This window comes from Mesorhizobium sp. A623 (genome assembly GCF_054489405.1).
This window is the reverse complement of the sequence record NZ_JBTMXB010000026.1, coordinates 1-23,944: the sequence shown is the minus strand read 5'-3', so window position 1 is coordinate 23,944 and position 23,944 is coordinate 1. Positions and strand designations below refer to the sequence as shown.

Sequence of the window (23,944 nt, the reverse complement as noted above, 5' to 3'; positions counted from 1 at the left end):
TGCTTTGTGTTAGCCTGTGAACAGGATAAGAAGGCTTGGAGTATTCATGGGTCAAATCTGCAGTTGAAGAAGCTTTTTCCGATCGTCGCGTTCGTTGCGGTAGCGCTTATCAGCCTGACCATGGCGGGGTTCGCTTATTTCGCGACGCAGGAAGCGGCCCGTATCAAGTTCGAGGCGACCGCCGACGATGCGCTCTCCCGCATCGAGAGCCGCATCAACCTGCATTTGTCCCTGTTGCGAACGACGCAGGCCCTGATCGATGCCCGCCACGGGGAAATTTCCCGTCACGAGTTCGATGGGTTTTTCAGGGCCATCGATGTCGACCAGAATTTTGCCGGGCTGCGCGGCATTGGCTATTTGCGATTGGTAAAAGCCGGCGACGAAGCAGGCGCGGAGCAGGAAATCCGCGCCAATTACGGGCTCGACCGGGCGATATTTCCGACTTCGAAATCCGACTGGCGGGCGCCTACCGTTCTTTTCGGACCTCTGGCCAGCGGCAAGATGGCGGGGCTAGGTTATGACATGCTGACCGATCCCCTGCGCAAGCCGGCGATCAAGCGCGCCCTGCTGGACGATGAGCCGCACGCAACCGGGCGGCTTACCCTGGGCAAGGTCTCGGGAAGCGGCGATCTGTTTACCGGGTTCCTGGCGTTTTTACGCATTGGGGCGGAACCGACACCGGGTCAAGGTGGGGCGTCGGGTCAGGGGGTGGCGGCCAGCCACGCTCCCAGTGGCGTTCTCTATGCGGTTTTCCGCAGCGCGCAATTGTTCCAGGTTGCGCTCAACAAGGCGCCGTTGCTGCCGGTCAATGTCGAAATTTATGATGATAGCGATGCCAAGGACAATCTTCTGTTCCGGTCCGAGACGCCGCCGTCGTCTGGCCTCGGCGAGAAGCTTCTGGTGACGAGAGAACTCACCGTGGCAGACAGGAAGTGGAAAGTTCTTTTCCGGCCGACAAGCACGTTCTCGCCGCCGTCGTCTGGCGCCATACCCGTCATGCTGGGGCTTTTGGGCCTGTTGCTTGCGGGTGCGATCGCGCTGGTTGCCCGCTTCCAGCAACGGGCCTACGAGGCGGCGTCGTCGCTGCATGAGACAACCGAGAAGAGCCTGCTGGAAAAGGAACTGATGCTTCAGGAGATGAAGCACCGCATCAAGAATTTGATTGCGCGCGTTCTTGCCATCGCGCGCCAGACCGCGGCGGGATCAGACGGGATCGGCGAATTCGCGTCGTCGTTCTCGGCAAGGTTGCAGGCGATGGCCGCTTCCCAGGACATGCTGACGCGCTCGCGCTGGCAGAAGGCGGACCTGGGCGACCTGTTGCGCATCGAGCTTGGCCAGGTTTTCGGAAAGGATTTGCCGGACAGCCTGCTGGCTGGGCCGCAGGTCCTGCTGGATGAGACGACGACGCAGGCGCTTGGCCTGACTTTTCACGAACTGGCTACCAATGCCTTGAAATATGGCGATGCCGGCAAACTGGCGGACGCAATCAGGATACGCTGGCGGCTTGAAGGGCGTTCGCGCAGCCGCAAGCTCATGCTCGACTGGCAGGAAACGGGTCAGAAGCAGCTGGAAGCTCCTGTCGAGACGGGCTTCGGCACCAAACTGATCGACATCAATATTACGCGCGAACTGGGCGGTTCCATCATCCGCGATTTCAAGCAGGATGGGCTGAAGGTCGCAATTATTATCCCGCTGCCCGAGTAACCGTCGAAAAAAAGGCCGGTCGAGCCGGCCTTTTATTGGTAGCGCTATAATAGCGGATTATCTGCAGCGAGCGGTATAGATGCGGCCGTTATGATCCCTGTACTGGCAATAGCCATTACGAAGGTTGCGCACCAAAAGGCCTGAACCAGCGCCTACGGCCGCGCCGATCAGCGCGCCCTTGCCGCCGCCGGCAATACCGCCAATTACCGCGCCGGCTGCGGTTCCGACACCAACGTCCTGTTCGGTCGTGGTGCAACCGCTCAATGCAACTATCGCCACCAGGGCAAGAGCTATTTTCCTCATAAACGCACTCCTCTCATTTTCTGTCTCTCGATGACCGTCCCGGCGCCTCTATATCATGCGGCCGTGGAATCTGCCTAGCACCCTCTGAAGGGCGATACAGCTTGGTGAAAAGGCTCTCCCGCCTTCGAAGATCGGGTCTGCAGTTGTTGGGTTCAGGAACGCTCTGACGCACGGAATGTTCCACGCGCGATTTCATTGCCTGCAAGGTTTTTTCTCGGGGCGAGCTTAAATCGGTTGCGCTGCAGGCCTAGGCCCAGACGAATGCGCCCAGCACGAGCAACGCTATCGCAACGACTGCGAGTGCCGCGACGCGAAGATTGCCGGTGTGCGGCAAGGGTTTGGCAGGCGCATCGGCATCGGCGAACCCGCCCATCGAAAGGCGGGCGGCATGTTCCAGTCTGTTCATATCGGTGACAGTCAAGCCCGCCTCCATCCGATGAATAGCCACGATCGGCCTGCAAGGGCAGCATCGGCATTTATGGTAAATGGTACGTTAACAGAGCGGAATTGGTCCTAATCCGTTTCGAAATTGCCTTGCGGAACGGTCAACCGATACTCCAGCCGGCCGCCCACGATCTCGAGCGACGATGTTCCGTTCAGCGACGAAGGCACGATCCGTTCCAAAGCAACGCTGCCGAACTTCTTGTGCTCATGGCGGGTGTTGATGCCGACGATTTCTATCCAGACCAGCGAGAGCGTTTTTTCGCCAGTGTCGGACGTAAGCAGCCGCGCCGTGATTTCCACAAAGCCGTCGGGCTGTGAAAGTGCGCCGTAGCTGACCGAATTGACCGCCAATTCGTGCATGGCAAGGCCGATATGCAGCGCGGCGTTGGGATTGAGGTAAGGATTGTCGCCACTGAACCGCAGGCTTTGCTTCGGATTGGCACCATAACGGCTGACTTGTCCGGAAACGAGTTCATGCAGTTCCGCGCCGCGCCAGTTCGACGACGTCACCAGGTCCTGCGACGACGACAGCGAATGCAGGCGCCCCCGGAACCGCGCGAGAAACTCGGCAAGGGTGTCGGAATAGCGTCCGGTCTGGGTGGCGATGCTCTGAATGATCGCCAAGAGGTTCTTCGATCGGTGGCTGACTTCGCGCAGCAGGGTCTTCAGCGTCTGTTCGCGCCGCTTCTGTTCCGTCATCTCGACTTTCGTCGTTACCACGCCGACGATCGAGCCATCGTCATCCCGGTCCGCATCGATCCATATCTCGAACCACCGCAGGCCGTTGGGGCCGGGGACGTTTATCTCGAGGCGCAGGGGATTACCCGAAGCCAGAACATCGCGGCGGGCAGCGTCGATCCGCTCCCCCTGCATGGGCGTCATCGCCCCACCGGCGGTCTCTTCCGTCGCCAATGGCGTGCGCATATTGCGGGACCAGACAATTTTGAGGGTGCGATCCTGATAGAGCACTGAAATACCGGCATTGCGCAGCGCGTGAAGCAAGGCACGGTCGAGCTGCGCTTCCCTCTCAGCGGGCAACGCGACGATTTCATCGCCTGCATGGGCTTTATGGCCGTCTCCGGCTTCGGAAATCATCTGCCAACCAGTTTACTACATGACCAGCTGAACGGCTGTGACGGGATAGGGTTCCAGTGGACCTCGGTCCAAGCCGGAAAGGAGTTGCGATAAAAGTTCCGCCGGGCGACATCCCGAAGAATATCACCCGGCGGCGGCTGGAAACCGTTTGAGGGGGGCGGCTTCCAGTTTGGCATTGGAGTGTCCTGCAGTCCGCACGAGAACATTCCCTTGGATGCTCCAGGCGCTCATGCTCGCCTGAAAATGCCGGCAATAAGCGAAATCACCAGGAACGCCAGGAAGATGAAGAAAAGAATCTTGGCCAGTCCCGCCGATGCGCCTGCTATCCCGCCAAAACCCAACGCGCCGGCAATGATTGCCACCACCAGAAATACAAGCGCCCAATAAAGCATGATTCACCCTTGCAATTGTTACAGGCAAAACGCGATGCCAGGCTAATTGTTCCGCCGTAAAGTCTTGACCGGTCAGGCCGCCACTTTTGCCTGCCTGTCGAAGAATAGGGCCTGGCTGATCAGTGCCTTGACCATATCGGGGTTAAACGGCTTGGTGACCAGGAACGCCGGTTCCGGGCGCTCGCCGGTGAGGAGGCGTTCGGGGAATGCCGTAATGAAGATGACCGGGACGGAGGTCGACGACAGGATTTCGTTGACGGCATCGATGCCCGAACTTCCATCGGCAAGCTGAATATCCGCCAGCACCATTTTCGGGCGGGTCTTGCCAAAAAGCGCGACCGCCTCACTGTGGGTGCGCGCGGTGCCGACAACGCGGTGCCCCAGGCTTTCCACCATCTCTTCGATATCCATGGCGATCAGGGGTTCGTCTTCGATAATCAGGATGTCGGTTGCCACCTGGCGGGAGATTTCGTTGCTGGCCTGCGAAAGCAGATCCGAAAAATCGTCTTCGCCGACGCCTAGAATTTCGGCGGCTTCCTGTTCCGAAAAGCCTTCGACTGCGACCAGCAGGAAAGCCTGGCGCGGCAGCGGCGCCAATGCGTTCAAATTGGCGGCGGCGTGTTGCTCCCATGCCGACTGGGCCTGTTCTTGCGGAACCCGGATGGCGACCGACGTGAACAGCTTGGCAAAAATCTTGTAGAGCGCGATGCGCTCGCTGGAAGCTTGCGGATAGATCTCCACATCGGCGATGATGGCTTCGAGCATGGCGGCTACGAGCGCGTCGCCGCTCTCCTGCGAACCGGAAACCGCGCGCGAGAAGCGGCGCAAGAATGGCAGATGCGGTGCAATTGTCGCGGATAGGCTCATGGTTGATGTTTCCCTCAAATGACGTCTTCGAACAGGATGCAGACCGGTCGGATTGCAAGCCCGGTCTTACAAACGTGAGGCGGTGTAAAAAGTTCCGTCAGGCGGGAACTTCTTTCGCCGACTGGCGTTATCGGGCGTTGTATGTGCATAAACAAGCGGGGAATAGCGTTTTGGGCCTGTTGGGGGACTGATGAAAGAAAAAACACAATATCCGGCGGGCGCCGTGCGTCGAGGCCCGTTTGGTGATCCATTGGGGCCGAATTCAGAAATCGGCCGAAAATTGAAGCAATATTACGACGATCTGGTCTCCGATGAGGTGCCGGATCGCTTCGCCCAGTTGCTCACGCAGTTGGAACAGGCCGAGCCCTCAGCGAAGAAGGGGTGACGATGGCCGTCTCACAGGCATTCAAGACGGATTTGCTCGCATCCATTCCGAGTTTGCGAGCGTTTGCGGTGTCACTGTCGCAGAACGCCGACAAGGCGGACGATCTGGTCCAGGAGACTTTGGTGAAGGCCTGGGACAAGCATGAAAGCTTCCAGATGGGCACCAATCTCAAGGCCTGGCTGTTCACTATCTTGCGGAACGAATTTTATTCGCAGATGCGCAAGCGCGGCCGCGAGGTGCAGGATAGCGACGGCATCATGACCGCGCGGCTGGCCGTTCATCCTGCCCAGCACGGGCAACTCGACCTCAAGGATTTTCGCTCCGCGCTGGAACGGTTGCCGGAAGACCAGCGCGAAGCGATCGTTTTGATTGGAGCGTCGGGCTTCTCCTACGAAGAAGCTGCGGAAATTTGTGGCTGCGCGGTAGGCACGATCAAGAGCCGGGTCAGCCGCGCGCGCTCGAAGCTTCAGGAAATCCTGAAAATATCCGGCGAGGACGAGTACGGGCCGGATGCGATCTCCGCTCAGGTAATGGGCATATCGACCAACTGAGGGCTCGGCCGGCGGAAGCTCGCCGCGACCGCTTCGACCAGATCGGCGCCGGCATAGGGCTTTTCAATGAGTGCGATGCCGGGAAAGATCGACCGGATTTCGTCGGTTTCCGAATAGCCGGTCGCAAAAACGAACGGCACCGCGCAGTCCTTGAGGCGTTGCGCGAAATCGAGGGTGGAGACGCCTCCCAGCATCAGATCGACGATGGCGGCGTCGTACCGACCGGCAATGCCGGCCTGATCCAGCCCGTCCAGGCTTCGCACGATCGTGACTTCGCTTGCGCCATGGTCGATGCAAAGCTGTTCCACGTCCATGGCGATCAGCAACTCGTCTTCGAGGAGGAGAATGCGCAGGCCGTCAAGCAATGATGACAAATAGGTTAACTCCATCCGTTGGCGGCTCCTCATGGAGGAAATTCGGCGGAGCGTCATTTAAAAATGACACTCCGGCTTCACAAAATGCTGCAACGCGACATAATCGCATCGGCACCCCTTCAATGGGGAACGACGGAACCTTGGCCCGCACCGGACGTTCATACCGGGCAAATGAAGGAGCAGATAATGGCAGCTACTGGAAAGTCCGAGAATATCGGCAACCCGAATGCGGATATGGAAGCCGATATCCGCCAGCTCAAGGCCGATATAGAGCAACTTACCAAGCAGCTAGCCGCGACCGGCGAGCACGGTTATGGCGCGGCCAAGCGCGCAGCGACGGAAGGCGTCGAGCAACTTCGGGCGCAGGGCGAAGCAGCGCTGGGATCGCTGCGCGGAAGCGCGCAGGATATCGAGGCGCAGATCGTCGCCAGCGTGCGTGAAAAGCCGGTCACCTCGCTGGCCATCGCTGCCGGCGTCGGCTTCCTTTTTGCCCTGCTTACGCGTCGCTAACCGCCCATGGGGACGCTTGCATCGCTGATCGCGGGACTGGCCTCGGGCGAAACGGTTGCCGCCCTGCGGCGTGCGCGCCTGGCCCTCATCGCCTATGCTCTTTCGTCGGTGGCTGCACTGTGCGGAGTGGGCTTTCTGGTCGGCGCGGCCTACATTTATGTGGCCCGTATCCATGGCGCCGTTACCGCTGCCCTTTGTTTCGGGGCTGGCTTTCTGGTTCTGGGCGGGCTGATCCTCCTGATTTTCAAGCTTACCGCCGGCAGCCGGCGTGAACGGCAGGTGAAGCGCCGCAAGACCGACATGACGGCGGTCGGCGTTACCGCCGCACTGGCGGTCGTGCCGACGCTGCTGCGCGGCAAGGGAGGGCTTGGCGCCCTTCTGATGCCTGCAATAGCTGCCGCCGCCTATGCGATCTATCGCGAGAACACAAAGACCGACGGTGACACCGGACCGGATCGCCCGGAATAGAGCGTGCCCGGAACCTTACCGGCAGGCGACCATTATCCTGCGTGCCCAGGCGTTCCATGAGCACAAGGACATGGAGGCCGACGATGACCAAAATCATTCCCGGGCAGAAAGCCAGGCAGGGGGGCAGGGGCCTTCGGGTTCTCTGGGTCCTGATTATCGCGCTCGTTCTGGCCACCATAGCATGGGGAGCCGCCGAGTTTTATGGCGAAACGATAGACAACACGACGCCTGCCGGCGACACTGGCACTAGCCAGGGGCAGATTCCGAAAGGCTGACCATGCGGGCCTGTGGAACAGGTTTTACTCCGCCTTGGATGGCGTGGCCTGCGGCACCAGCGCGTTGAGCGCGCCGGGATGGATTTCGAAGACGGTTTCCGGCTTCAGCTTTATCAATTCCCCGTCCATGGCCGCATACAACTTTTTGCTGGCCGAATGGATTTCCAGAACCACTTTGTCGGTCCGGGTGATGTCGACATGCTGGTTGTCGCGCCATTTTCCGCGCGCGACGCCGAGAAAGAACCGGATCAGTTCGCCCCGCTGCCGCGTCGTGGTCACATAGACCCCGAGCGTGCCGCCGGCGGGGTTTTCGGCATAGGGCAGCGTGCTTTCGCCAAACAGATTGTTGGTGATGCCGATTGCGCTGGTGCGAAGCCTCGTCTTCGTTTCACCGATGGCCAGCGTCACTTGCATGGATGGCGGGTCGTTGAGGATCGTCCACGCCGCGCGGGCTGAAGCCCGGATTTTGCCCAGCCGCGAGCCGAACTCCATCCTGTCGCGCAACTGCACCATTTTGGCGTGCATGCCGATCGAGAATTGATGGACAAAAGGTTCGCCGTTGGCGCTCGCCATGTCGATCGGCATGATCCTGCCGCCGGCAAACGCCTTTATGGCACCGTCCATGTCCTGGGGAATGCCGAGCCCGCGCGCGAACAGGTTCATGGTGCCGGCAGGGAGGATGGCGAGCGCCTTGCGTTTTCCCATCAGGCGTGCCGCAGCAGCTGAAATCGTTCCGTCGCCGCCGCCTGCCAACACCACGTCGATACCGCGTTTGGCGACCGCCTGGTCGAGGGCTTTGGCGATATCGCCGCCTGCCACGACATCGACGGTGAGGGAGTGGCCGGCGGCTTCCAGCGTTTCGCGCATGCGCTCGCAAAAGGCAGGGAGATCGGTCGTTCTGAGGGTTCCCCCGTCCCTGTTTAGCACTGCCGCAAATTTCATGGCCGCTCCCGTCGCGCGATAAAGCCGGCGCGAATGGCCGGCTGTTCGATGAACGGCGCGAAGCCGGGAAAGTTGCCTTTTCCAAAAGGCGGATTGGGCCGGCCGCACACTCGAAGCAATTCGACCCCAGCAAATTCGGAACAAGAAGTGGGTCGCGACGTTGTGAACCTGCAGATGCCGCGCCCGACATTCCCAGCGACGGTTCAACGGACGCGGCGTGCACGTTTTCACATACAAGGAGAGACTATCATGTTCCGCACACTTATGGCTACGACCGCATTAGCAACGCTTCTGGTATCGGGTGCTTACGCCCAGGACAGCACGGCGCCGGCTGAAACCACGACCCCGGCGGTGCAGCCAACGGCTCCCGCTGCCATCGTAACACCCGCCAATGGTAGCCTCACGACCAGTATCATCGGTGAATCTGTCTATAACGGAACCGCAGACGATGCCGAAAGCATCGGCAAGGTAAGCGATGTGGTTTTCGATGATGCCGGCAAGGCGAAAGCCATGGTCATCGGCGTCGGCGGTTTCCTCGGCCTTGGCGAAAAGAAGGTCGCCTATGACTTCAGCAAGCTTCAGTGGGCCGAAAAGAACGGCGACCGCTGGCTGGTGGCCGAAACCAGCAAGGACGAACTAAAGGCGCAGCCAGCCTTCGATCCAGCACCTTATGAGCCCACGGCTGCACAGGCGCCGGCCGCTACCGCTCCAGCCGATACCACAACCACAGCGCCGGCAGACAGCGCCATGGCTCCTGCGGCGCCGGCAGACGGCACCGCAACGGCCCCTTCGGCAGATACGGCACAGACGGAGACGGCTCCGGCGGATACCGCCCCGGTCGTCAAGGTGGAGGGTAACCTTGCCAGCCAGATCATCGGCGAGAACGTCTATAACGGTACCGGCGACGATGCCGAGAATATCGGCGAGGTGAACGACATCGTGGTGGCCAAGGATGGTCAGGCGCAGTCGCTCGTCATCGGGGTTGGCGGCTTCCTCGGCCTGGGCCAGAAGAGCGTTGCCTTCGACTACGACAAGGCGCAGTGGGCGACCAAGGACAACGACCGCTGGCTGGTTGTCCAAGGCAGCAAGGAAGAACTGACGGCGCTGCCGGCCTTCGACCGCAAGGCCTATGATCCCGCGCCCGCGCCTGCGGCAGCGGCCTCCAGCGACGTGACCGCTCCGGCGCCCATGGCTGCGGCCCCGGCCGATACCACGACAGTCGCGCCTTCCACGGATACGGCGCAGGAAGCGCCGGCTGCGGACGCCACCGCCGATGCGACACAAACGGCTGCGATCGACAAGTCGGCCCTGACCGAAATGCCGGTCGGTGACATAACCAGCAAGGAGCTGGTGGGCACGACGGTTTATGGCGCCGACAACGCCAATGTTGGTGAGATCGGCGATGTCGCGCTTTCAACCGACGGCAAGGTCGACGCCGTGATCGTCGACGTTGGCGGGTTCCTCGGCATGGGCGAGAAGCAAGTTGCCGTCGGCATGGACAATCTGAAGTTCATGACCGACAAGGACGGCAACAAATATCTCTATACGGCCTTCACCAAGGACCAGTTGGAGAAGCAGGCTCCCTATGACAAGGGCAGCTATGCGCAAAAGCGCGACGAGCAGCGCATGATGCTGCAGTAGCACCGCGCTTCGGTAGCTTGAATGACGAAAGCCCGCGCTTATCCGGCGCGGGCTTTTTTTTGAATCGGTTCCTCTTCACCGTGAACCATGCCGTTCGCATTGTTCACTTTTGGAGTGTAATTCTTGCCGCGAACGAAGGAAGGACAGGAAGCAATGACGGAACAACTGCCGGAGATAGAACTGGAAGACAATGGCTCGAAGGGCCGTTATGTGCTGCGCGGGCCGGACGGAGCCGAAGCGGAGATGACTTTCACCAAGGTTGGCGAAAAACAGATCATCATCGATCATACCGGCGTGCCGGACGCCTTTCGCGGGCAGGGCGCGGGATTGCGGCTTGTGACAAGGGCCGTCGAGGACGCCCGCGCGGCAGGCAAGAAAATCATTCCGCTATGCCCGTTCGCTGCCGCCCAGTTCCAGCGCCACAAGGAATGGGTAGACGTGCTCTCCCGGTGATTTATAACTGGCGCGGTGATATTCTAGCGCGTCGGAACCGGATGCTCGCCGCGATAGTCGTAGAAGCCGCGTCCGGTCTTGCGGCCCAGCCAGCCCGCTTCGACATATTTTACCAGAAGCGGGCAGGGGCGGTATTTCGAATCCGACAGGCCGTCATGCAGCACCTGCATGATCGACAGGCAGGTGTCGAGGCCGATGAAATCGGCCAGTTGCAGCGGCCCCATCGGATGGTTGGCGCCGAGCTTCATGGCGGTATCGATGGCTTCGACGGAGCCGACGCCCTCGTAGAGCGTGTAGATCGCTTCGTTGATCATCGGTAAAAGGATGCGGTTGACGATGAACGCCGGAAAATCTTCCGACACGGTGATCGCCTTGTCCAGCCGGGTCACATAGGCCTTGGCCGCCTCGAAGGTCTGGTCCTCGGTCGCAATGCCGCGCACCAGTTCGACCAGTTTCATGAGCGGCACCGGATTCATGAAATGGATGCCGATGAAGCGCTCCGGCCGGTCGGTCTGCGACGCAAGGCGGGTGATGGAGATGGACGAGGTGTTGGTGGCGAGGATCGCCTCGGGATTGAGCTGCGGACAAAGCTGCGCATAAATCTTGCGCTTGACGGTTTCGTCCTCGGTCGCCGCCTCGATGACCAAATCCGCGCCGGCGAGATCGGCCATTGATGCTGCCGTGGAGATCCGGCTCATGGCGTCCTTGCGGATCTTTTCCTCCAGCTTGCCGGCTCCAACCTGGCGGGCCATGTTGCCGTTGATGGTGGCGATGCCTTTTTCGATGCGGTCGACGGAGATATCGTAGATCAGCACGTTATATCCGGACAGGGCCGACACATGGGCAATGCCGCCGCCCATCTGGCCAGCCCCGATGATGCCGATCGTTTCAATCTTGCTCATGACCTGATCCCGTTAACCCGCCGCTCATTTTTTGTGCAGTGCAAACTAGCCTGTTTTTTGTGCAGCGCAACTAGAAAGGCGGGGAGGCGTTCGCCTCCCCGCCTTTCGCGGACCAGTGTAATACGGTTAGAAGGAAAGCGTCAAAGCGCCTTTTCGAGTTCCGGTAGGGCGACGAAAAGATCGGCGACGAGGCCGTAATCGGCGACCTGGAAGATCGGGGCTTCCTCGTCCTTGTTGATGGCGACGATGACCTTGGAATCCTTCATGCCGGCAAGATGCTGGATCGCCCCGGAAATGCCGCAGGCGATGTAGAGGTCGGGCGCGACCACCTTGCCGGTCTGGCCGACCTGCCAGTCGTTCGGCGCATAGCCGGCGTCGACGGCGGCGCGGGACGCGCCCACCGCCGCGCCCAGCTTGTCGGCCACCGGCAGGATGACTTCCTGGAACTTTTCTGCGGAGCCGAGCGCGCGGCCGCCGGAAATGATGATCCTGGCCGAGGTCAGTTCCGGACGGTCGGTTTCCGACAGCTTGTTTTCGATGAAGGTCGAAAGGCCGGGATTGCTCGCGGCCTTGACGGTTTCCACCGAGGCGGAGCCACCTTCGGGAACTGCCTGGAAGCCGGCGGTGCGCACGGTGACGACCTTCTTGGCCTCGCCCGACTGCACCGTCTGGATGGCGTTGCCGGCATAGATAGGCCGCTTGAAGGTGTCGGGCGAAACCACTTCGATGATCTCGGATATCTGCGCCACGTCGAGCAGGGCCGCGACGCGGGGCGCAACGTTCTTGCCGGTCGAGGTCGCCGCAGCGACGATGGTGTCGTAGCCGCCGGCCAGCGACACGACCAGGGCTGCCATCGGTTCGGCAAGCTGCTGGGCGAGTTCGTCGGCTTCGGCCAGCAGCACCTTGGTGACGCCCTTGAGCTTGGCGGCGGCGTCGGCCGCAGCCTTCGCGCCCTTGCCGGCTACCAGCACATGCACGTCCGAACCGATCTGGAGGGCGGCCGACAGCGCCTTGGCGGTCTGGTCGGAAAGGGTAGCGTTGTCGTGTTCGGCAATCAGAAGAATAGCCATTCTTTTTTCCTTACTTCATCGGGTGCCTGATTTGAGGTCAGGCCGAAGCGAAAATGGTGACGTTCGAGGACCGGAGCGGAGCGTACTTTAGTACGTGAGCACCGGAAGCGGAGGACGGCGCCATTTGCAGCCCGGCCTCACCTCAAATCCTCAGAGCACGCCGGCTTCGTTGCGCAGCTTGTCGACCAGTTCGGCGACGCTCTTGACCTTGACGCCCGCCTTGCGGCCGCTCGGTTCCTCGGTCTTCAAGATCTTGAGGCGCGGCGTCACGTCGGCGCCGAAATCGGCCGGGGTTTTTTCGTCCAGCGGCTTCTTCTTGGCCTTCATGATGTTGGGCAGCGAGGCATAGCGCGGCTGGTTGAGCCGAAGATCGGCGGTGATGATGGCGGGCATCGTCAACTCCAGGGCCTGCAGGCCGCCATCGACCTCGCGCGTGACCTTGGCCTTGTCGCCGGAAAGCTCGATCTTGGAGGCAAACGTGCCCTGCGCCCAGCCGAGCAGCGCCGCCAGCATCTGGCCGGTCTGGTTGGAATCGTCGTCGATCGCCTGCTTGCCGAGGATGACCAGGCCGGGCTGTTCCGCCTCGACTACGCCCTTCAGCACCTTGGCGACGCCGAGCGGCTCGGTCTGCTCGTCGGTCTTGACCAGGATGGCGCGGTCGGCGCCCATGGCGAGCGCCGTGCGCAGCGTTTCCTGCGCCTGCTGCGGTCCGACCGAAACGACGATGATCTCCTCGACCTTGCCGGATTCCTTGAGCCGGATCGCTTCTTCGACCGCGATCTCGTCGAACGGGTTCATCGCCATCTTGACGTTGGCAAGTTCCACCGCCGACCCATCGGCCTTCACGCGGACCTTCACGTTCGCATCGACAACACGCTTGACGGGCACCAGGACTTTCATCTGCTTGTCACCTTTATCCGATGGTTTGGAGCGAGCCGTAGCAGCACGCGCTCCCTCGAAGTTGTCGAAAGCCGACATTTTTCATGGAAATTCCGTTGTTCAGCCGTCTCAGTGGCGGAGGGGGCTTCCACAAGCGCGCGGACGGTAATTGTGGCCCGTCTATACGTCAATATGCCGAGGCAACCAAAATCGGTTGAATCATTGCCGTCCCCAGCGCGATGGAGGTTGCCGGTCGGCCGGCTGCAGGACGACGGGTTGCTCGGGGTCGATGGCAACCGGCACGACGATGGCCTCGTCCGTCAAAGGCACGTTGCGGCGTCGCAACAACAACACCAGCACGGCACCGGAAATGATCCCGCCGATATGGCAGGCCCAGGAAATCTGGTCCTCACCGCCGAGCACGAACATAGCGAACTGGAGCAGGATCCACAGCGCCAGCGGGATATAGGCCGGGATGCGCAGCGGGATTCGGCCGAAGGCCAGAATCCAGATTTTCACGCGCGGAAAAAGGATGAGATAGGCCACGACGACGCCCGCGATAGCGCCGGAAGCGCCGATAAGCGGCGCCTGGGAATCAGGCGCGACCAGGCCGTGGAAAAAAGCGCCGCCGATGGCGCAGGCCACGTAGAAAAGAAGGAAGCGATAATGGCCGAGCGCATCCTCGACATTGTCGCCGAATACCCACAGGAACAGCATGTTGCCGCCGAGATGGAAAATATCGGCGTGCAGGAACGAATAGGTCAGGTAGCTCAGGTTTTCGGGAATGATGACGAACTGGGGCGACAGTTCCGCCGTATTATGGATCACCGACGGGATGAAGCTGAGGCCGAGAACGGCGGCATTGGTGAAGTTTTCACCGCCGATCTTCGTTGCGAGGTAAGCCGCGACGTTGATGCCGATCAGGATGAAGGTGACATATTGCAGCCGGATGGTGCGCAGATGGTTGGTGTCGTAGAGCGGGATAAACATCGAATACTCCCCCGCTCGCCGGCGGAAATGTCAGCGGTTCTCGCCCGGCACCCATAGCACATCGGCATTTCCGTTGTCATTGACCGTGCGCGCCGCGACAAACAACAGGTCCGAAACCCGGTTGATGTATTTGATGCCTTCGGGATTGACCGGCTCGGCCGGGTTCTGCCCCAGGCCGACCATCAGGCGCTCGCCGCGCCGGGCCACCGTGCGGGCCAGGTGCAGCGCGGCTGCGGCCGGCGAGCCGCCGTTCAGCACGAAGGAGCGCAGCGGCTGCAATTCCTTGTTGAGGAGGTCGATGTCCTGTTCCAGCCGCGCCACCTGCGTCGCGGTGATGCGCAACGGTTCGTAGTCGAGCGGCTTGCCGTCGTCGGGGCAACAAAGGTCGGCGCCGAGATCGAATAGGTCGTTCTGGATGCGGCCAAGCATGGCGTCCAGCACCGGGTGGGTTTGCGCCGTGTGGACGCGGGCCATGCCGATGCAGGCATTGGCCTCGTCCACAGTGCCGTAGGCGTCCACGCGAGCATCGGACTTCAGCCGCCGCTCTCCGGTTCCCAGGCCCGTCGTGCCGTTGTCACCGGTGCGGGTGTAAATCTTGTTGAGTTTGACCAAGGCCAGAATCCGATCCGGGTATTGCTATTTGCGCGTGAAATAAACGGCCAGCAGCAGCAGCACGATAGCGATGAACTGCAATAGCACACGCAGTTGCATCATCTTGTTGGAGGTCATGGCGTCGCCGCCGCGCATCATGTTGAAGAGGCCGCGCCCAAGCACGGCCACGACCGCAACCATGACGAGGATAGCGAAGATATTGAAGACAGTGCCCATGGCCGTTCCAGTTCGATCAGTTGGTTCTGGCGACAAGCCGGTAAAACAGCGATGCCGGGAGAATGCGCTTGAGAAGGATGCCCGCTCTCGCGGGTAGTGTTACTACATAATGTGGACGCGGACGCCGCGAAAGAAGCGCGTGCTTCAGTGCGGCATAGACGACATGCGGGCCGGCCTTTGCCCGGCCTTTTGTCGGTCCCGATCGTAACTGGTCCATCTGCCTGCGATAGGCCTGGCGGTGGGCGGAATTCTCGTGATCGATCCTGTCCATGAAAAAGGGCATGCCGTTGTCGTGCAGGTCGGAGACGACCGGACCCGGCTCGATCAGCGAGACATGAATGCCGGTGCCGGCCAATTCCTGGCGCATGCTGAGCATCAGCCCCTCCAGCGCGTATTTCGACGCGCAATAGGCACCGCGATAGGGCAGGGGCATGAGGCCGAGGATGGACGAGCAATGCACGATGCGGCCGTGTCCCTGCCTGCGCATCGCCGGCACGATACGTCGGGTCAGATCGTGCCAGCCGAAGAAGTTCGCCTCGAACTGCTCGCGCAGCAATTCGACCGGAATATCCTCGACGGCGCCGGCCTGCGCATAAGCGCCGTTGTTGTAGAGCGCGTCGAGCCTGCCGCCGGTTTTCTCCAGTACCGTCGCCACCAACGTCTCGATCGAGTGAGCGTCGCGGTAGTCGAGGGGTAAGGCTTCGATGCCTTCGGCTTCGAGTGCTGCAATGTCGCGGCTTTTGCGCGCCGTCGCGAATACCCGCCAGCCATCGGCGCGCAAGGCCCGGGCGCAATAAGCGCCGACCCCTGACGAAGCACCGGTGACGATGATTGTGCGCAACTCTTTCACCTGAAAGCCGTTGCTCCCTGAAGGCTTGCCATTTACCGCAATCCCTTCCCATATTCGCGGCCCGGAAACAATCGCAGGAAGCTTTCTTGTTGAGGAACATCGTTGCCTTCAAACGCGTGGTCTACGATGCGCTTGGTCATTTCAACAACGATGACGGCTGGGCCATGTCCAGTCATCTGGCCATTACGGCGCTGATGGCGCTGTTTCCGTTCCTCATCTTCGCGACCACGCTGGCCTCGTTCCTGGGTGCGCAGGCATTTGCCGACACGGCCGTGCATCTGGTGTTCGATACCTGGCCGGAGCAGATCGCCAAGCCGATCGCCCGCGAAGTGCTCAACGTCCTTACCGTACAGCGCACCGACCTGTTGACCTATGGCGTGTTGCTGGCGGGCTATTTTGCCTCGAACGGCATCGAGGCGCTGCGCACGTCGCTCAACCGGGCCTACCGCGTGGTCGAAACGCGCGGCATCCTCTACAGGCGGGCGCAGAGCCTCTTCTTCGTGATCATCGCCACGGTCGGGTTCGTGATCATCAGTGTGCTGCTGGTCCTGGCGCCAATCCTGGCGCGGCTGGCCGAGGCCCATTTCGAATGGATCAAGCCCTACATGGGCACCTTCACGCTATGGCGCTACATCATCGCGTCGATGGTGATCATCGGCGGATTGTTCGCCGTGCACTATTGGTTGCCGCTCGGCAAAAGGCGCTTCCTGTCCATCGTCCCCGGCATCGTTTTCACCCTGGTCGGTTGGCTGATCGGATCGACCATCTTCGCCACCTATCTCGACCATTTCTCTTCCTATGTGACGACCTATGCAGGTCTCGCCTCGATCATGATCGCGGTAGTGTTCCTCTACATCGTCTCGGCGATCTTCATCCTCGGCGGCGAGTTCAACGCCGCGATCACCCGCTATCTCGAGGCGAGGGCGCGGGTTCCGGGCTGAGCGGTCGCCAGCGCCACGCCAAAGGTGGTGATCGCCATGCCGACGATCTGGATGGGATCGAGCTTTTCGCCGAACAGCGCCCAGGCCATCACCGCCGTTACCGCCGGCACGAGGTAGAACACCGAGGCGACCTTGGACATTTCGCCGTTGCGGATCATCACCATCAGCAGGAAGACCGCGCCGATGGACAGTACCAGCACCAGCCAGGCGAGTGCGAAGAAAAGTTCCCCGTTGAAGACGACCGTGCGCGCTTCGAATAGAAGCGAGCCCAAAGCCACCACCAGTGCCCCGCCGACATATTGCCAGACCGTGGTGGCAGCGAGATTGCCGCTCACCGCAAAGCGCTTCTGCCAGATCGTGCCCAGCGTTATCCCGAGCACGGACACGACCGAGGCGGCAAGGGTTTCCGCCGTGATGCCGCTGCCCATCTCACCGAGCCGCGGCCATAGCACGACGACGACGCCAGCAAAGCCCGTCGCCAGGCCGATCCAATGGCGCGGCAGGATTTTTTCGCCCAGCAATTTGCCCGCCAGCACGGCCGTAGTCAGCGGCTGCAGTCCGGCGATCAGCGCCGAGAGGCCGGCCGGCATGCCGCGATGGATTGCCCAGAACACGCCGCCGAGATAGACGCCGTGGATCAGCATGCCCGCGATCATGGCGTGCATGGCCTCGTCGCGATTTGCTCTTTTCGCGCCGATCAGGGTGGCGATGGCGACCAGAAGCGCCGCAGCCACGACAAAGCGCATCGACAGGAAGGTGAACGGTTCCGCCCAGGGCATGGCGTAGCGCGCGCCGATGAAACCGGTCGCCCACAAAATGACGAAAGTGGCGGGAATGAACCGCTTGAGACTGTGCATTTCGGCCCGGCCATTGCTGGAAGAAGGAGGGCTGCCTGTAGTGCGGTTCTTCGCAACAAGCAAAGCGAAACGGTTGAACCATAGGATAACGGGAATTGATGACGGTTTCGGCGCGGTCAGATTGCGACCATCTGCCGGATGCGGTCCGGCGTGACCGCGTCTGCCCGCAAGGCGGCAAGACTGGTGTCGCGCAGGCTTTTCGACAGCTTGCGGCCGTCGGCATCCAGAATGAGCCGGTGGTGAAAATAGGCGGGTTGCGGCAGGCCGAGCAGTTCCTGAAGCACGCGCTGCACGGACGTGGCGAGAAACAGATCGCGCCCGCGCACAACATGCTCGACGCCTTGCAGCGCATCGTCGGCAACGACCGCCATGTGATAGCTGGTCGGCAGGTCGCGCCGGGCCAGGATGACGTCGCCCCAGTCCTGCGGGCGGGCCTCAACGCTGACTTCCGCTGTCAGGCTCTCGTCGGCATATTCGGTCCATGCCAGCTTGCTGCCGATACGCGCGATCGCTGCCGCCATATCCAGCCGCCAGGCGAAAGGGTGGCCTTCGGCGATACGCCGGCGGCGCTCGCTCGCCGGGATCGTCTTGTCCGAAGGGGGATAGAGCGGCACGCCGTCCGGGTCGGCCGGCCAGTCCCGCCCCTTGCTGTCGCTGCCGGCAATGAAAGCGCGGATTTCGCCTCGACTCATGAAGGCCGGATAGACCAGTTCTTCGCGAATCAGCCGTTCAAGGATGGCCTCGTATTCGGCGAAATGCTCCGATTGCCGCCGCACCGGCCGTTCCCACTCGATGCCAAGCCACTCCAGGTCGCGCAAAAAGCCTGCCTCAAACGCGGGCGTGCACCGTGCCGTGTCGATATCCTCGATGCGCAGCAACAGCCGTTCGCCGGTTCTTTTCGCCAGTTTCTGGTTGAGCAGCGCGGAATAGGCGTGGCCGAGATGCAATTCGCCGTTGGGGCTGGGCGCGAAGCGGAATGTCAGGAGGTTCATCCTTCGGCGTTAATCGGGTTGCGGTGCTTCCGCCGATTGCTACTTTGCCCCGAAGGACGGGACAAGGGAACCATGCAGCGCATTGCAACGCTCGATGACATAGGCAACGGCCTCGACGCGCTTTGCTTGCTGGACCCGCGCCTGAAAGCCGTGCGTGACAAGGCCGGCGAGGTCCCGCTCCGGTTGTCGAAGCCGGGATTTCACAGCCTTGCCTCGATCGTCATTTCGCAGCAGGTGTCGCGCGCCAGCGCCGATGCCATTTTTGGCCGATTGACCCGGTTGGTCGATCCGCTGACGCCGCTGGCAATCCTTGCGTCGGGCGAGGCCGTGTTTCGCGAGGCTGGGCTGTCGCGCCCGAAGCAGCGCGGCCTGGTCGCGGTTGCGCAGGCTGTGGCCGATGGCCTCGACCTCAATCACCTGTGTTCGCTCGACGCGGAAGAAGCGATGGCCTTGCTGGTAGCCGTGCCGGGGATCGGCCCGTGGACGGCCGAGGTTTACCTTTTGTTTGCCGCCGGGCATCCCGATATTTTCCCCGCGCGCGATGTCGCCTTGCAAACGGCGGTCGGCCATGCGCTTGGCGTTGCGCCACGCCCGCCGGAAAAGGCGCTGATCACTATTGCCGAATCATGGTCGCCCTGGCGCGGGGTCGCTGCCCGGCTTTTTTGGGCCTATTACCGGGAGTTGAAGGGCCGCGAGGCCGTTCCGCCGGCGTGAGACGCTAAAAAAACGTTGCAGACAGGCCGTTTACCGCATCGTCCAGCCGACAATCCGCTTCACATCCCTGTCATGTCGGGCTTACAGTATCGGTGACGTTCGGATCGAAAGCGAAGGAGGTCGGGAACGTGACGGTCGCCGTCTCTGCGAATGGGCTTCCTGCACTGGTGCTGAACGCGGATTACCGTCCGCTCAGCTATTACCCCTTGTCGCTCTGGTCGTGGCAGGATGCCATCAAGGCGGTGTTTCTCGACCGGGTCAACATCGTCGCAGAGTACGAGCACGCGGTTTCTTCGCCGACATTCTCGATGAAAGTTCCGAGTGTCGTCAGCCTGAAGGCCTATGTGAAGCCGTCAAGGCACCCCGCCTTCACTCGCTTCAACGTATTTTTGCGCGACCGCTTCCAGTGCCAATATTGCGGGACGCCGGAGGATCTCACCTTCGATCACGTTCTCCCGCGTCGTTGCGGCGGGGCAACGACGTGGGAGAACGTGGTGGCAGCCTGCTCGCCCTGCAATTTGCGCAAGGGTGGCCTGATGCCGGCCCAGGCCAAGATGTGGCCCCGCCAGAAACCCTATCAGCCGACGGTGCACGATTTGCACAATAATGGCCGCCTGTTTCCGCCGAACCATCTGCACGAAAGCTGGCTCGATTATCTCTACTGGGATGTCGAACTCGAACCTTGAAGTCGTTCTGGCATACGGAATGCCGGCCATCTGGCGGCTCAATCGCGAGAAAATGCAGCGCGCAGCGCGACGAAGGCCAGGATCAGGCTCGCAATGGCGTTCCAGCCGGCCATGGACAGGCCGAGGATGCGCAGCGCCGCCTTGTCGCAGGATGGCGGCACGAATTTTTCGAGCGCATCCAGCACGCCGTTGCCGCCCGTGTCGACAGGACCGGCGACGTCGGTGCAGTCGGTCGGGCCGGCCCACCAGGCCCATTCTACGCCCGAATGATAGATAGCCAGACCGAGACCGTAGAGCATCAGCAGGCCGCCGATGGCGAGCAGGATGCGCGACAGCCAGGCCGGCAGGCGAAGCGCACACGCTCCGACCGCCAGCACCATCAGCGGTATGCCGACATAATAGGGAATGCGTTGTTCGTAGCAGAGCTTGCAGGGGATGTAGCCGCCTATGTACTGGAAACCGAGCGCCGAGCCGACGACGGCAGCCATCGCGACTGCGAGGAACAGGGCCGTCAGCTTTCGGCGGCTTTCGGCGGCATCGAGGGTCGAGATCATGACTGCGCTCCAGTTGCCTTGCGGCAATGTTCAGATGGCATATTTGACGAGCAAGTAGAGGAGAATAAGGACCGCCGCCGCGACGCCCGCAATCAGGCCCAGCCGCTTTTCGATGAAGTCGCGAATCGGTTCGCCGTATCGGCGCAGCAGCCAGGCCAGGAAAAGAAACCGCGCGCCGCGTGCCACGATCGCCGAGACGATGAACCAGCCGAGCGGAAAGCCGACCACGCCGGCCAGGATCGTCACCACCTTGATGGGCGGCAGGTGCGCCAGGCCGGAGGTGACCAGCATCAGCAGGATGATACCGTCGCCCGAAGACAGCCGCAGGTGCTCGAACTCGTCGAACTTGCCGTAGAATTCGAGGATCGGCCGGGCCACGGCATCATAGGCGTAATTTCCGATGAACCAGCCGGCGATGCCGCCCAGCACCGACGCGGCGGTGGCGATCAGCGCATAGCGATAGGCGCGGCTGGGGCGCGAAAGCGCCATCGGCAGGAACAGTACGTCCGCCGGCACCAGGAAGACCGAGCTTTCCACGAAGGCGATGAGGGCGAGCCACCATTCGGCGGATTTCCGTGCCGCCAGCGACAAGGTCCAGTCATAAAGTCCGCGAAGCATGGTGTTCCCTCGAAGTGCGCCGCCTGAATAGGAAAAATCCCGGTGCCGCACAATGGCGGCGTCTTCACGAAATCGAAAACGGGGCCTGGCGGGCCGGCAGAGAGGGGTAACGGCTGCTTTGCCGGAAACGAGAGATGCAATCCAGTTGACGGACAGGGGTCGGGCCGTGTAGTTCGCGCCATCTACTGTCGGTGACTGTTCCCGCAGCCTGAAAGGGTGCGGGGCGCGCGTTCCGGCAGCCGGTCCCTCGCTTCAGGCAGGGACGGGCAACGCCTGTGCGGGTGTGGTGGAATTGGTAGACGCGCTGGACTCAAAATCCAGTTCCGAAAGGAGTGCCGGTTCGATTCCGGCCACCCGCACCACTTAAATGCTATTTATCGTGTATTTTCAATATGATAGGGGAAATCAAGAAAATTCCGCCCTCCCTTCTGTCCCCCTATTTAATCTTGTTCGATTAACTGTTGATAAACGCCGCGCTGACTCATTGTCCTGCCCTCGCACTGATCCATATCCATAAGGGGCAGATGCCAAGGCTGACGATAGAGCCGAGAAGTATGCGTTCGATGGGGCGATACGGGTCCGGCCGCGAGCCATCAGCGGGTTTTTCTGCAACCCGGTGATGAAGCCAGACGGCAGCATCCAGCGCAGCGAACCCCGCCTTGAGCAAGACGAGCGCGGCAAGGAAGCGGATCAGTCGCATGACGCACCGCCTTTCAAGCCTTCGTGGGTTTCGAGGGCGTCGTGCACGATGCCGAGAAACTCACCTGCCACAGCAAGAGCCAGATCTATCTCGGCTCCGAGCCGTACAGCCTGGTCATCGTCCGATATGCGGTTGGCGACGAACTGACATAGGTGGATGATGGCTTGGGCCTGATAGCTGCAATCCATCAATTTGGCAGCGCCCATGTCGCCTTGGGGGACAAAGCGGCACATGACCGCGTCCTCCCCGCCACATCGTGAACCTCGTCCCACTTCTTCTTGAGTTTCAGCGCTAAACTGTTGGCGTGGTAAATCGAGAACGACATGAGGCGCATTTCGCCGGCCGTCAGAGCGTAGCCGCTCGCAGTTCTGTTCGCCGCGCATTGTGCATTTTCAATTAGATCGCAGGCGACTTCCGACATGCTGACCGCGTCGTTCAGTTCGCTTTCCAGATCGTAATAGGTGAGCAGTTCGGGAGCGGCGCTCATGATGCATCACCCTTCGGGGCGAACATGTTGTCATCGCAAGTCAAGCGTCCGCTAAAGTGGATGCCGATCAGGCGGCAATCTTCATTGCAGGTATATTTGCCAATCGCTTGAACGACGACATCCTGACCTCCGCCCTCACGAACGAGGCGACCCAATTCACGCATGTGCCAGATAGCTTGTTCGCGCGGCGACAATTCTGGCTCGGCAGCGGTCGCCGGAACAGCGACAGCAAGAGCGGCACCAGTCGTCGCCGTATGGAGCAGAAAGCGTCTGCGGTTGATTGTAGGCATAGCTTCAGCGGTCGCCCGCGTGGCGTCGTTCGTCATAGTGCGTACTCCCTTATATAACGATTAACGTTAATGACAACGCTATTAGTTGTATCTGGCAATGTCAAACGGTTTTCGTTATAGATGACGGAATTGATTGTAGGAGCGAACGTGACCCCCGAACAATGTCGAGCCGGCCGAGCGTTGGCAAACCTCTCCCAGGATGATCTAGCGCGAGCCGCCAAGGTAGGTTTGTCGACAGTGAGAAACTTTGAAGCGGGTCGATCTGTCCCGGTCCAAAACAATCTGCACGCGATGGTGAGCGCGCTAGAGGCCAATAAGGTCGTCTTCCTTGCCGACGGCGAAATGATAACGGGAGGCCCTGGGGTACGCCTTCAAAAGGATTGACGCTCCCATTTTGCCGGCGGATGGGGCAACAGGGTTGGGCGCCATGGCGAGGGATCAGTCCTCTTGTTCGCCAGGGCCGTGGAACGAATCACGTATTGCAGGCATAGTCGGCAATCGGGGGCTCCAAATGGAGCGACCGTCGTGAAAGCGATACTAACACCGGCTGAGAGCGAATTGAAGAAGGCCCGCTGCAGGGCATCTTCAAAAAAATGGCGCGAGGCTCACCCGGAAAATGCGCGGGAAATTAAGAACCGATGGAAGTTAGCCAATCGCGACGGATGCCGAGAGAGAGACCGCCTTTGGAGCCACTCCAATGCAGAAAAAATGCGAGCCTATCGAAAAACCTATCGTGACAAACACAAAGCACAGGTTGCTGTGGCCAAAGCCGCCTACTATCGCGACAATCACGAGTATATGCTTGAGCGGTACCGTCAGCATTATTTGGAGAACCGAGAGAAAGTGCTTTTGCGACAAAAAGCATACCGCTCGCGCCCTCGCTCTGTTAACCAAATTAGGCACTCCCCGGACGACGTGATGCGAATTGTAACGCGGGCAGCGTCGGGAGGAGATGTGGGTCAGGCCGACGCGAAGGGTCGCATCGTCTACATCCGAGACGGTGCTAGTTTCATGTTGACGAAGCCGATCAATGGCGAACCTGCCACTTTCGCAAACGGCGGAACCGTTGGCCTTGCTTTCGAAACCAAAGATCAGATTGATGCGTGTGACCTTAGACCCTAAACTTCCTCCATGTTTTGGTAGAGTCCGCCCACTTTTGGAGACGGACAATGAAGCGCAGCA

General features: G+C 60.8%; 35 protein-coding genes and 1 tRNA gene. 14 read left to right on the top strand and 22 right to left on the bottom strand.

The window, feature by feature from the left end:
* Positions 1 to 63: 63 nt before the first annotated feature.
* Positions 64 to 1,704: a CHASE domain-containing protein gene (locus tag ACX3P1_RS20845; protein WP_459081521.1), complete on the top strand. Its 1,641-nt coding sequence runs from the start codon at positions 64 to 66 to the stop codon at positions 1,702 to 1,704.
* A gap of 57 nt (positions 1,705 to 1,761) precedes the next feature.
* Here ACX3P1_RS20845 and ACX3P1_RS20840 read toward each other — a convergent pair whose 3' ends face one another.
* The 5 genes from ACX3P1_RS20840 to ACX3P1_RS20820 form a co-directional block, all read right to left on the bottom strand.
* Complete coding sequence (locus tag ACX3P1_RS20840) at positions 1,762 to 2,007, bottom strand: YMGG-like glycine zipper-containing protein (RefSeq protein ID WP_459081520.1); 246 nt, start codon at positions 2,005 to 2,007, stop codon at positions 1,762 to 1,764.
* Between the two features lie 247 nt (positions 2,008 to 2,254).
* On the bottom strand, positions 2,255 to 2,428 hold the full coding sequence (locus tag ACX3P1_RS20835) for a hypothetical protein (RefSeq protein ID WP_459081518.1): 174 nt from the start codon (positions 2,426 to 2,428) through the stop codon (positions 2,255 to 2,257).
* Between the two features lie 92 nt (positions 2,429 to 2,520).
* Entirely contained in the window at positions 2,521 to 3,546 is a 1,026-nt protein-coding gene (locus ACX3P1_RS20830) for a sensor histidine kinase (protein WP_459081517.1), read from the bottom strand.
* A gap of 227 nt (positions 3,547 to 3,773) precedes the next feature.
* Entirely contained in the window at positions 3,774 to 3,938 is a 165-nt protein-coding gene (locus ACX3P1_RS20825) for a DUF1328 domain-containing protein (RefSeq protein WP_459081516.1), read from the bottom strand.
* 72 nt (positions 3,939 to 4,010) lie between these two features.
* The gene (locus ACX3P1_RS20820) at positions 4,011 to 4,805 is read right to left on the bottom strand and encodes a response regulator (protein ID WP_459081514.1); all 795 of its coding nucleotides are present in this window, start codon (positions 4,803 to 4,805) and stop codon (positions 4,011 to 4,013) included.
* Between the two features lie 190 nt (positions 4,806 to 4,995).
* On the opposite strand from ACX3P1_RS20820, the gene ACX3P1_RS20815 reads away from it, so the two are divergent.
* Together ACX3P1_RS20815 and ACX3P1_RS20810 are read left to right on the top strand one after the other, a co-directional pair.
* A complete protein-coding gene (locus tag ACX3P1_RS20815; RefSeq protein WP_459081513.1) occupies positions 4,996 to 5,190 on the top strand; it encodes a NepR family anti-sigma factor in 195 nt (64 codons plus the stop codon).
* A gap of 2 nt (positions 5,191 to 5,192) precedes the next feature.
* Positions 5,193 to 5,741 carry a sigma-70 family RNA polymerase sigma factor gene (locus ACX3P1_RS20810; protein ID WP_459081512.1) on the top strand — a complete coding sequence of 183 codons (549 nt, stop codon included), beginning with the start codon at positions 5,193 to 5,195 and terminating at the stop codon, positions 5,739 to 5,741.
* Here the strand turns inward: ACX3P1_RS20810 and ACX3P1_RS20805 are convergent.
* The gene (locus tag ACX3P1_RS20805) at positions 5,714 to 6,115 is read right to left on the bottom strand and encodes a response regulator (protein WP_459081511.1); all 402 of its coding nucleotides are present in this window, start codon (positions 6,113 to 6,115) and stop codon (positions 5,714 to 5,716) included. The two genes, ACX3P1_RS20810 and ACX3P1_RS20805, sit on opposite strands and share 28 nt — an antisense overlap.
* 183 nt (positions 6,116 to 6,298) lie before the next feature.
* Between ACX3P1_RS20805 and ACX3P1_RS20800 the strand changes: the two genes are divergently transcribed.
* The 3 genes from ACX3P1_RS20800 (at position 6,299) to ACX3P1_RS20790 (ending at position 7,368) form a co-directional block, all read left to right on the top strand.
* Positions 6,299 to 6,625 (top strand): DUF883 family protein, encoded by a 327-nt coding sequence (locus tag ACX3P1_RS20800; RefSeq protein ID WP_459081558.1) that lies wholly within the window; start codon positions 6,299 to 6,301, stop codon positions 6,623 to 6,625.
* Between the two features lie 6 nt (positions 6,626 to 6,631).
* Positions 6,632 to 7,093, top strand: a complete 462-nt coding sequence (locus ACX3P1_RS20795; protein ID WP_459081510.1) for a hypothetical protein — start codon at positions 6,632 to 6,634, stop codon at positions 7,091 to 7,093.
* 83 nt (positions 7,094 to 7,176) lie between these two features.
* Positions 7,177 to 7,368 carry a hypothetical protein gene (locus ACX3P1_RS20790; RefSeq protein WP_459081509.1) on the top strand — a complete coding sequence of 64 codons (192 nt, stop codon included), beginning with the start codon at positions 7,177 to 7,179 and terminating at the stop codon, positions 7,366 to 7,368.
* Positions 7,369 to 7,392: 24 nt separating this feature from the next.
* On the opposite strand, the gene ACX3P1_RS20785 is transcribed toward ACX3P1_RS20790, so the two are convergent.
* Positions 7,393 to 8,310, bottom strand: coding sequence for a diacylglycerol/lipid kinase family protein (locus ACX3P1_RS20785; protein ID WP_459081508.1), 918 nt, complete (start codon positions 8,308 to 8,310; stop codon positions 7,393 to 7,395).
* A 249-nt stretch (positions 8,311 to 8,559) separates the two neighbouring features.
* On the opposite strand from ACX3P1_RS20785, the gene ACX3P1_RS20780 reads away from it, so the two are divergent.
* Both ACX3P1_RS20780 and ACX3P1_RS20775 read left to right on the top strand, forming a co-directional pair.
* Positions 8,560 to 9,951 (top strand): PRC-barrel domain-containing protein, encoded by a 1,392-nt coding sequence (locus ACX3P1_RS20780; RefSeq protein ID WP_459081507.1) that lies wholly within the window; start codon positions 8,560 to 8,562, stop codon positions 9,949 to 9,951.
* Positions 9,952 to 10,104: 153 nt separating this feature from the next.
* Positions 10,105 to 10,404, top strand: a complete 300-nt coding sequence (locus tag ACX3P1_RS20775; RefSeq protein WP_459081506.1) for a GNAT family N-acetyltransferase — start codon at positions 10,105 to 10,107, stop codon at positions 10,402 to 10,404.
* A gap of 23 nt (positions 10,405 to 10,427) precedes the next feature.
* Here the strand turns inward: ACX3P1_RS20775 and ACX3P1_RS20770 are convergent, their stop codons facing one another.
* From ACX3P1_RS20770 to ACX3P1_RS20740, 7 genes are all read right to left on the bottom strand, one after another.
* Positions 10,428 to 11,306, bottom strand: coding sequence for a 3-hydroxybutyryl-CoA dehydrogenase (locus tag ACX3P1_RS20770; RefSeq protein WP_459081505.1), 879 nt, complete (start codon positions 11,304 to 11,306; stop codon positions 10,428 to 10,430).
* Between the two features lie 140 nt (positions 11,307 to 11,446).
* The gene (locus ACX3P1_RS20765) at positions 11,447 to 12,376 is read right to left on the bottom strand and encodes an electron transfer flavoprotein subunit alpha/FixB family protein (protein ID WP_459081504.1); all 930 of its coding nucleotides are present in this window, start codon (positions 12,374 to 12,376) and stop codon (positions 11,447 to 11,449) included.
* Positions 12,377 to 12,526: 150 nt separating this feature from the next.
* Positions 12,527 to 13,276 (bottom strand): electron transfer flavoprotein subunit beta/FixA family protein, encoded by a 750-nt coding sequence (locus ACX3P1_RS20760; RefSeq protein ID WP_459081503.1) that lies wholly within the window; start codon positions 13,274 to 13,276, stop codon positions 12,527 to 12,529.
* 198 nt (positions 13,277 to 13,474) lie between these two features.
* Complete coding sequence (locus ACX3P1_RS20755; RefSeq protein ID WP_459081502.1) at positions 13,475 to 14,245, bottom strand: rhomboid family intramembrane serine protease; 771 nt, start codon at positions 14,243 to 14,245, stop codon at positions 13,475 to 13,477.
* A gap of 30 nt (positions 14,246 to 14,275) precedes the next feature.
* On the bottom strand, positions 14,276 to 14,857 hold the full coding sequence (locus tag ACX3P1_RS20750) for a cob(I)yrinic acid a,c-diamide adenosyltransferase (protein WP_459081501.1): 582 nt from the start codon (positions 14,855 to 14,857) through the stop codon (positions 14,276 to 14,278).
* A gap of 24 nt (positions 14,858 to 14,881) precedes the next feature.
* Positions 14,882 to 15,073: a twin transmembrane helix small protein gene (locus ACX3P1_RS20745; RefSeq protein ID WP_459081500.1), complete on the bottom strand. Its 192-nt coding sequence runs from the start codon at positions 15,071 to 15,073 to the stop codon at positions 14,882 to 14,884.
* Positions 15,074 to 15,089: 16 nt separating this feature from the next.
* Complete coding sequence (locus ACX3P1_RS20740) at positions 15,090 to 15,923, bottom strand: SDR family oxidoreductase (protein WP_459081499.1); 834 nt, start codon at positions 15,921 to 15,923, stop codon at positions 15,090 to 15,092.
* A gap of 86 nt (positions 15,924 to 16,009) precedes the next feature.
* Between ACX3P1_RS20740 and ACX3P1_RS20735 the strand changes: the two genes are divergently transcribed.
* A complete protein-coding gene (locus tag ACX3P1_RS20735) occupies positions 16,010 to 16,864 on the top strand; it encodes a YihY/virulence factor BrkB family protein (RefSeq protein WP_459081498.1) in 855 nt (284 codons plus the stop codon).
* On the opposite strand, the gene ACX3P1_RS20730 is transcribed toward ACX3P1_RS20735, so the two are convergent.
* Together ACX3P1_RS20730 and gluQRS are read right to left on the bottom strand one after the other, a co-directional pair.
* Positions 16,831 to 17,721 (bottom strand): DMT family transporter, encoded by an 891-nt coding sequence (locus ACX3P1_RS20730; protein WP_459081497.1) that lies wholly within the window; start codon positions 17,719 to 17,721, stop codon positions 16,831 to 16,833. The two genes, ACX3P1_RS20735 and ACX3P1_RS20730, sit on opposite strands and share 34 nt — an antisense overlap.
* Positions 17,722 to 17,837: 116 nt before the next feature.
* Positions 17,838 to 18,713 (bottom strand): tRNA glutamyl-Q(34) synthetase GluQRS, encoded by an 876-nt coding sequence (gene gluQRS / locus ACX3P1_RS20725; RefSeq protein ID WP_459081496.1) that lies wholly within the window; start codon positions 18,711 to 18,713, stop codon positions 17,838 to 17,840.
* A 72-nt stretch (positions 18,714 to 18,785) separates the two neighbouring features.
* On the opposite strand from gluQRS, the gene ACX3P1_RS20720 reads away from it, so the two are divergent.
* Both ACX3P1_RS20720 and ACX3P1_RS20715 read left to right on the top strand, forming a co-directional pair.
* Entirely contained in the window at positions 18,786 to 19,427 is a 642-nt protein-coding gene (locus ACX3P1_RS20720) for a DNA-3-methyladenine glycosylase family protein (protein ID WP_459081495.1), read from the top strand.
* A gap of 128 nt (positions 19,428 to 19,555) precedes the next feature.
* Positions 19,556 to 20,113 carry an HNH endonuclease gene (locus ACX3P1_RS20715; RefSeq protein WP_459081494.1) on the top strand — a complete coding sequence of 186 codons (558 nt, stop codon included), beginning with the start codon at positions 19,556 to 19,558 and terminating at the stop codon, positions 20,111 to 20,113.
* 38 nt (positions 20,114 to 20,151) lie between these two features.
* On the opposite strand, the gene ACX3P1_RS20710 is transcribed toward ACX3P1_RS20715, so the two are convergent.
* Together ACX3P1_RS20710 and ACX3P1_RS20705 are read right to left on the bottom strand one after the other, a co-directional pair.
* On the bottom strand, positions 20,152 to 20,667 hold the full coding sequence (locus ACX3P1_RS20710) for a disulfide bond formation protein B (protein ID WP_459081493.1): 516 nt from the start codon (positions 20,665 to 20,667) through the stop codon (positions 20,152 to 20,154).
* A 30-nt stretch (positions 20,668 to 20,697) separates the two neighbouring features.
* Positions 20,698 to 21,285 (bottom strand): YqaA family protein, encoded by a 588-nt coding sequence (locus ACX3P1_RS20705; protein WP_459081492.1) that lies wholly within the window; start codon positions 21,283 to 21,285, stop codon positions 20,698 to 20,700.
* Positions 21,286 to 21,562: 277 nt separating this feature from the next.
* Here ACX3P1_RS20705 and ACX3P1_RS20700 point away from each other — a divergent pair.
* Positions 21,563 to 21,647: transfer RNA gene (locus ACX3P1_RS20700), tRNA-Leu, on the top strand.
* 119 nt (positions 21,648 to 21,766) lie between these two features.
* On the opposite strand, the gene ACX3P1_RS20695 is transcribed toward ACX3P1_RS20700, so the two are convergent.
* The 4 genes from ACX3P1_RS20695 to ACX3P1_RS20680 are packed head-to-tail and all read right to left on the bottom strand — an operon-like array spanning position 21,767 to position 22,798.
* Positions 21,767 to 21,985 (bottom strand): hypothetical protein, encoded by a 219-nt coding sequence (locus ACX3P1_RS20695; protein WP_459081491.1) that lies wholly within the window; start codon positions 21,983 to 21,985, stop codon positions 21,767 to 21,769.
* On the bottom strand, positions 21,976 to 22,191 hold the full coding sequence (locus ACX3P1_RS20690; protein WP_459081490.1) for a hypothetical protein: 216 nt from the start codon (positions 22,189 to 22,191) through the stop codon (positions 21,976 to 21,978). The genes ACX3P1_RS20695 and ACX3P1_RS20690 overlap by 10 nt, the downstream gene beginning before the upstream one ends.
* Complete coding sequence (locus tag ACX3P1_RS20685) at positions 22,173 to 22,472, bottom strand: hypothetical protein (protein WP_459081489.1); 300 nt, start codon at positions 22,470 to 22,472, stop codon at positions 22,173 to 22,175. The genes ACX3P1_RS20690 and ACX3P1_RS20685 overlap by 19 nt, the downstream gene beginning before the upstream one ends.
* The gene (locus tag ACX3P1_RS20680; RefSeq protein WP_459081488.1) at positions 22,469 to 22,798 is read right to left on the bottom strand and encodes a twin-arginine translocation signal domain-containing protein; all 330 of its coding nucleotides are present in this window, start codon (positions 22,796 to 22,798) and stop codon (positions 22,469 to 22,471) included. Before ACX3P1_RS20680 ends, ACX3P1_RS20685 begins: the two co-directional genes overlap by 4 nt.
* Positions 22,799 to 22,882: 84 nt before the next feature.
* Between ACX3P1_RS20680 and ACX3P1_RS20675 the strand changes: the two genes are divergently transcribed.
* Both ACX3P1_RS20675 and ACX3P1_RS20670 read left to right on the top strand, forming a co-directional pair.
* Positions 22,883 to 23,146 (top strand): helix-turn-helix domain-containing protein, encoded by a 264-nt coding sequence (locus ACX3P1_RS20675; protein ID WP_459081487.1) that lies wholly within the window; start codon positions 22,883 to 22,885, stop codon positions 23,144 to 23,146.
* Positions 23,147 to 23,287: 141 nt separating this feature from the next.
* On the top strand, positions 23,288 to 23,884 hold the full coding sequence (locus tag ACX3P1_RS20670) for a VOC family protein (RefSeq protein ID WP_459081486.1): 597 nt from the start codon (positions 23,288 to 23,290) through the stop codon (positions 23,882 to 23,884).
* Positions 23,885 to 23,944 lie beyond the last annotated feature (60 nt).

Coding starts and splice junctions, on each gene's coding strand:
- ACX3P1_RS20795 (WP_459081510.1), top strand. CDS start 6,632: ATGGGGACGCTTGCATCGCTGATCGCGGGACTGGCCTCGGGCGAAACG.
- ACX3P1_RS20720 (WP_459081495.1), top strand. CDS start 18,786: ATGCAGCGCATTGCAACGCTCGATGACATAGGCAACGGCCTCGACGCG.
- ACX3P1_RS20790 (WP_459081509.1), top strand. CDS start 7,177: ATGACCAAAATCATTCCCGGGCAGAAAGCCAGGCAGGGGGGCAGGGGC.
- ACX3P1_RS20810 (WP_459081512.1), top strand. CDS start 5,193: ATGGCCGTCTCACAGGCATTCAAGACGGATTTGCTCGCATCCATTCCG.
- ACX3P1_RS20745 (WP_459081500.1), bottom strand. CDS start 15,073: ATGGGCACTGTCTTCAATATCTTCGCTATCCTCGTCATGGTTGCGGTC.
- ACX3P1_RS20815 (WP_459081513.1), top strand. CDS start 4,996: ATGAAAGAAAAAACACAATATCCGGCGGGCGCCGTGCGTCGAGGCCCG.
- ACX3P1_RS20780 (WP_459081507.1), top strand. CDS start 8,560: ATGTTCCGCACACTTATGGCTACGACCGCATTAGCAACGCTTCTGGTA.
- ACX3P1_RS20775 (WP_459081506.1), top strand. CDS start 10,105: ATGACGGAACAACTGCCGGAGATAGAACTGGAAGACAATGGCTCGAAG.
- ACX3P1_RS20695 (WP_459081491.1), bottom strand. CDS start 21,985: ATGCGACTGATCCGCTTCCTTGCCGCGCTCGTCTTGCTCAAGGCGGGG.
- ACX3P1_RS20690 (WP_459081490.1), bottom strand. CDS start 22,191: ATGGGCGCTGCCAAATTGATGGATTGCAGCTATCAGGCCCAAGCCATC.
- ACX3P1_RS20755 (WP_459081502.1), bottom strand. CDS start 14,245: ATGTTTATCCCGCTCTACGACACCAACCATCTGCGCACCATCCGGCTG.
- ACX3P1_RS20825 (WP_459081516.1), bottom strand. CDS start 3,938: ATGCTTTATTGGGCGCTTGTATTTCTGGTGGTGGCAATCATTGCCGGC.
- ACX3P1_RS20770 (WP_459081505.1), bottom strand. CDS start 11,306: ATGAGCAAGATTGAAACGATCGGCATCATCGGGGCTGGCCAGATGGGC.
- ACX3P1_RS20830 (WP_459081517.1), bottom strand. CDS start 3,546: ATGATTTCCGAAGCCGGAGACGGCCATAAAGCCCATGCAGGCGATGAA.
- ACX3P1_RS20685 (WP_459081489.1), bottom strand. CDS start 22,472: ATGAGCGCCGCTCCCGAACTGCTCACCTATTACGATCTGGAAAGCGAA.
- ACX3P1_RS20680 (WP_459081488.1), bottom strand. CDS start 22,798: ATGACGAACGACGCCACGCGGGCGACCGCTGAAGCTATGCCTACAATC.
- ACX3P1_RS20820 (WP_459081514.1), bottom strand. CDS start 4,805: ATGAGCCTATCCGCGACAATTGCACCGCATCTGCCATTCTTGCGCCGC.
- ACX3P1_RS20760 (WP_459081503.1), bottom strand. CDS start 13,276: ATGAAAGTCCTGGTGCCCGTCAAGCGTGTTGTCGATGCGAACGTGAAG.
- ACX3P1_RS20840 (WP_459081520.1), bottom strand. CDS start 2,007: ATGAGGAAAATAGCTCTTGCCCTGGTGGCGATAGTTGCATTGAGCGGT.
- ACX3P1_RS20705 (WP_459081492.1), bottom strand. CDS start 21,285: ATGCTTCGCGGACTTTATGACTGGACCTTGTCGCTGGCGGCACGGAAA.
- ACX3P1_RS20710 (WP_459081493.1), bottom strand. CDS start 20,667: ATGATCTCGACCCTCGATGCCGCCGAAAGCCGCCGAAAGCTGACGGCC.
- gluQRS (WP_459081496.1), bottom strand. CDS start 18,713: ATGAACCTCCTGACATTCCGCTTCGCGCCCAGCCCCAACGGCGAATTG.
- ACX3P1_RS20730 (WP_459081497.1), bottom strand. CDS start 17,721: ATGCACAGTCTCAAGCGGTTCATTCCCGCCACTTTCGTCATTTTGTGG.
- ACX3P1_RS20765 (WP_459081504.1), bottom strand. CDS start 12,376: ATGGCTATTCTTCTGATTGCCGAACACGACAACGCTACCCTTTCCGAC.
- ACX3P1_RS20675 (WP_459081487.1), top strand. CDS start 22,883: ATGACGGAATTGATTGTAGGAGCGAACGTGACCCCCGAACAATGTCGA.
- ACX3P1_RS20785 (WP_459081508.1), bottom strand. CDS start 8,310: ATGAAATTTGCGGCAGTGCTAAACAGGGACGGGGGAACCCTCAGAACG.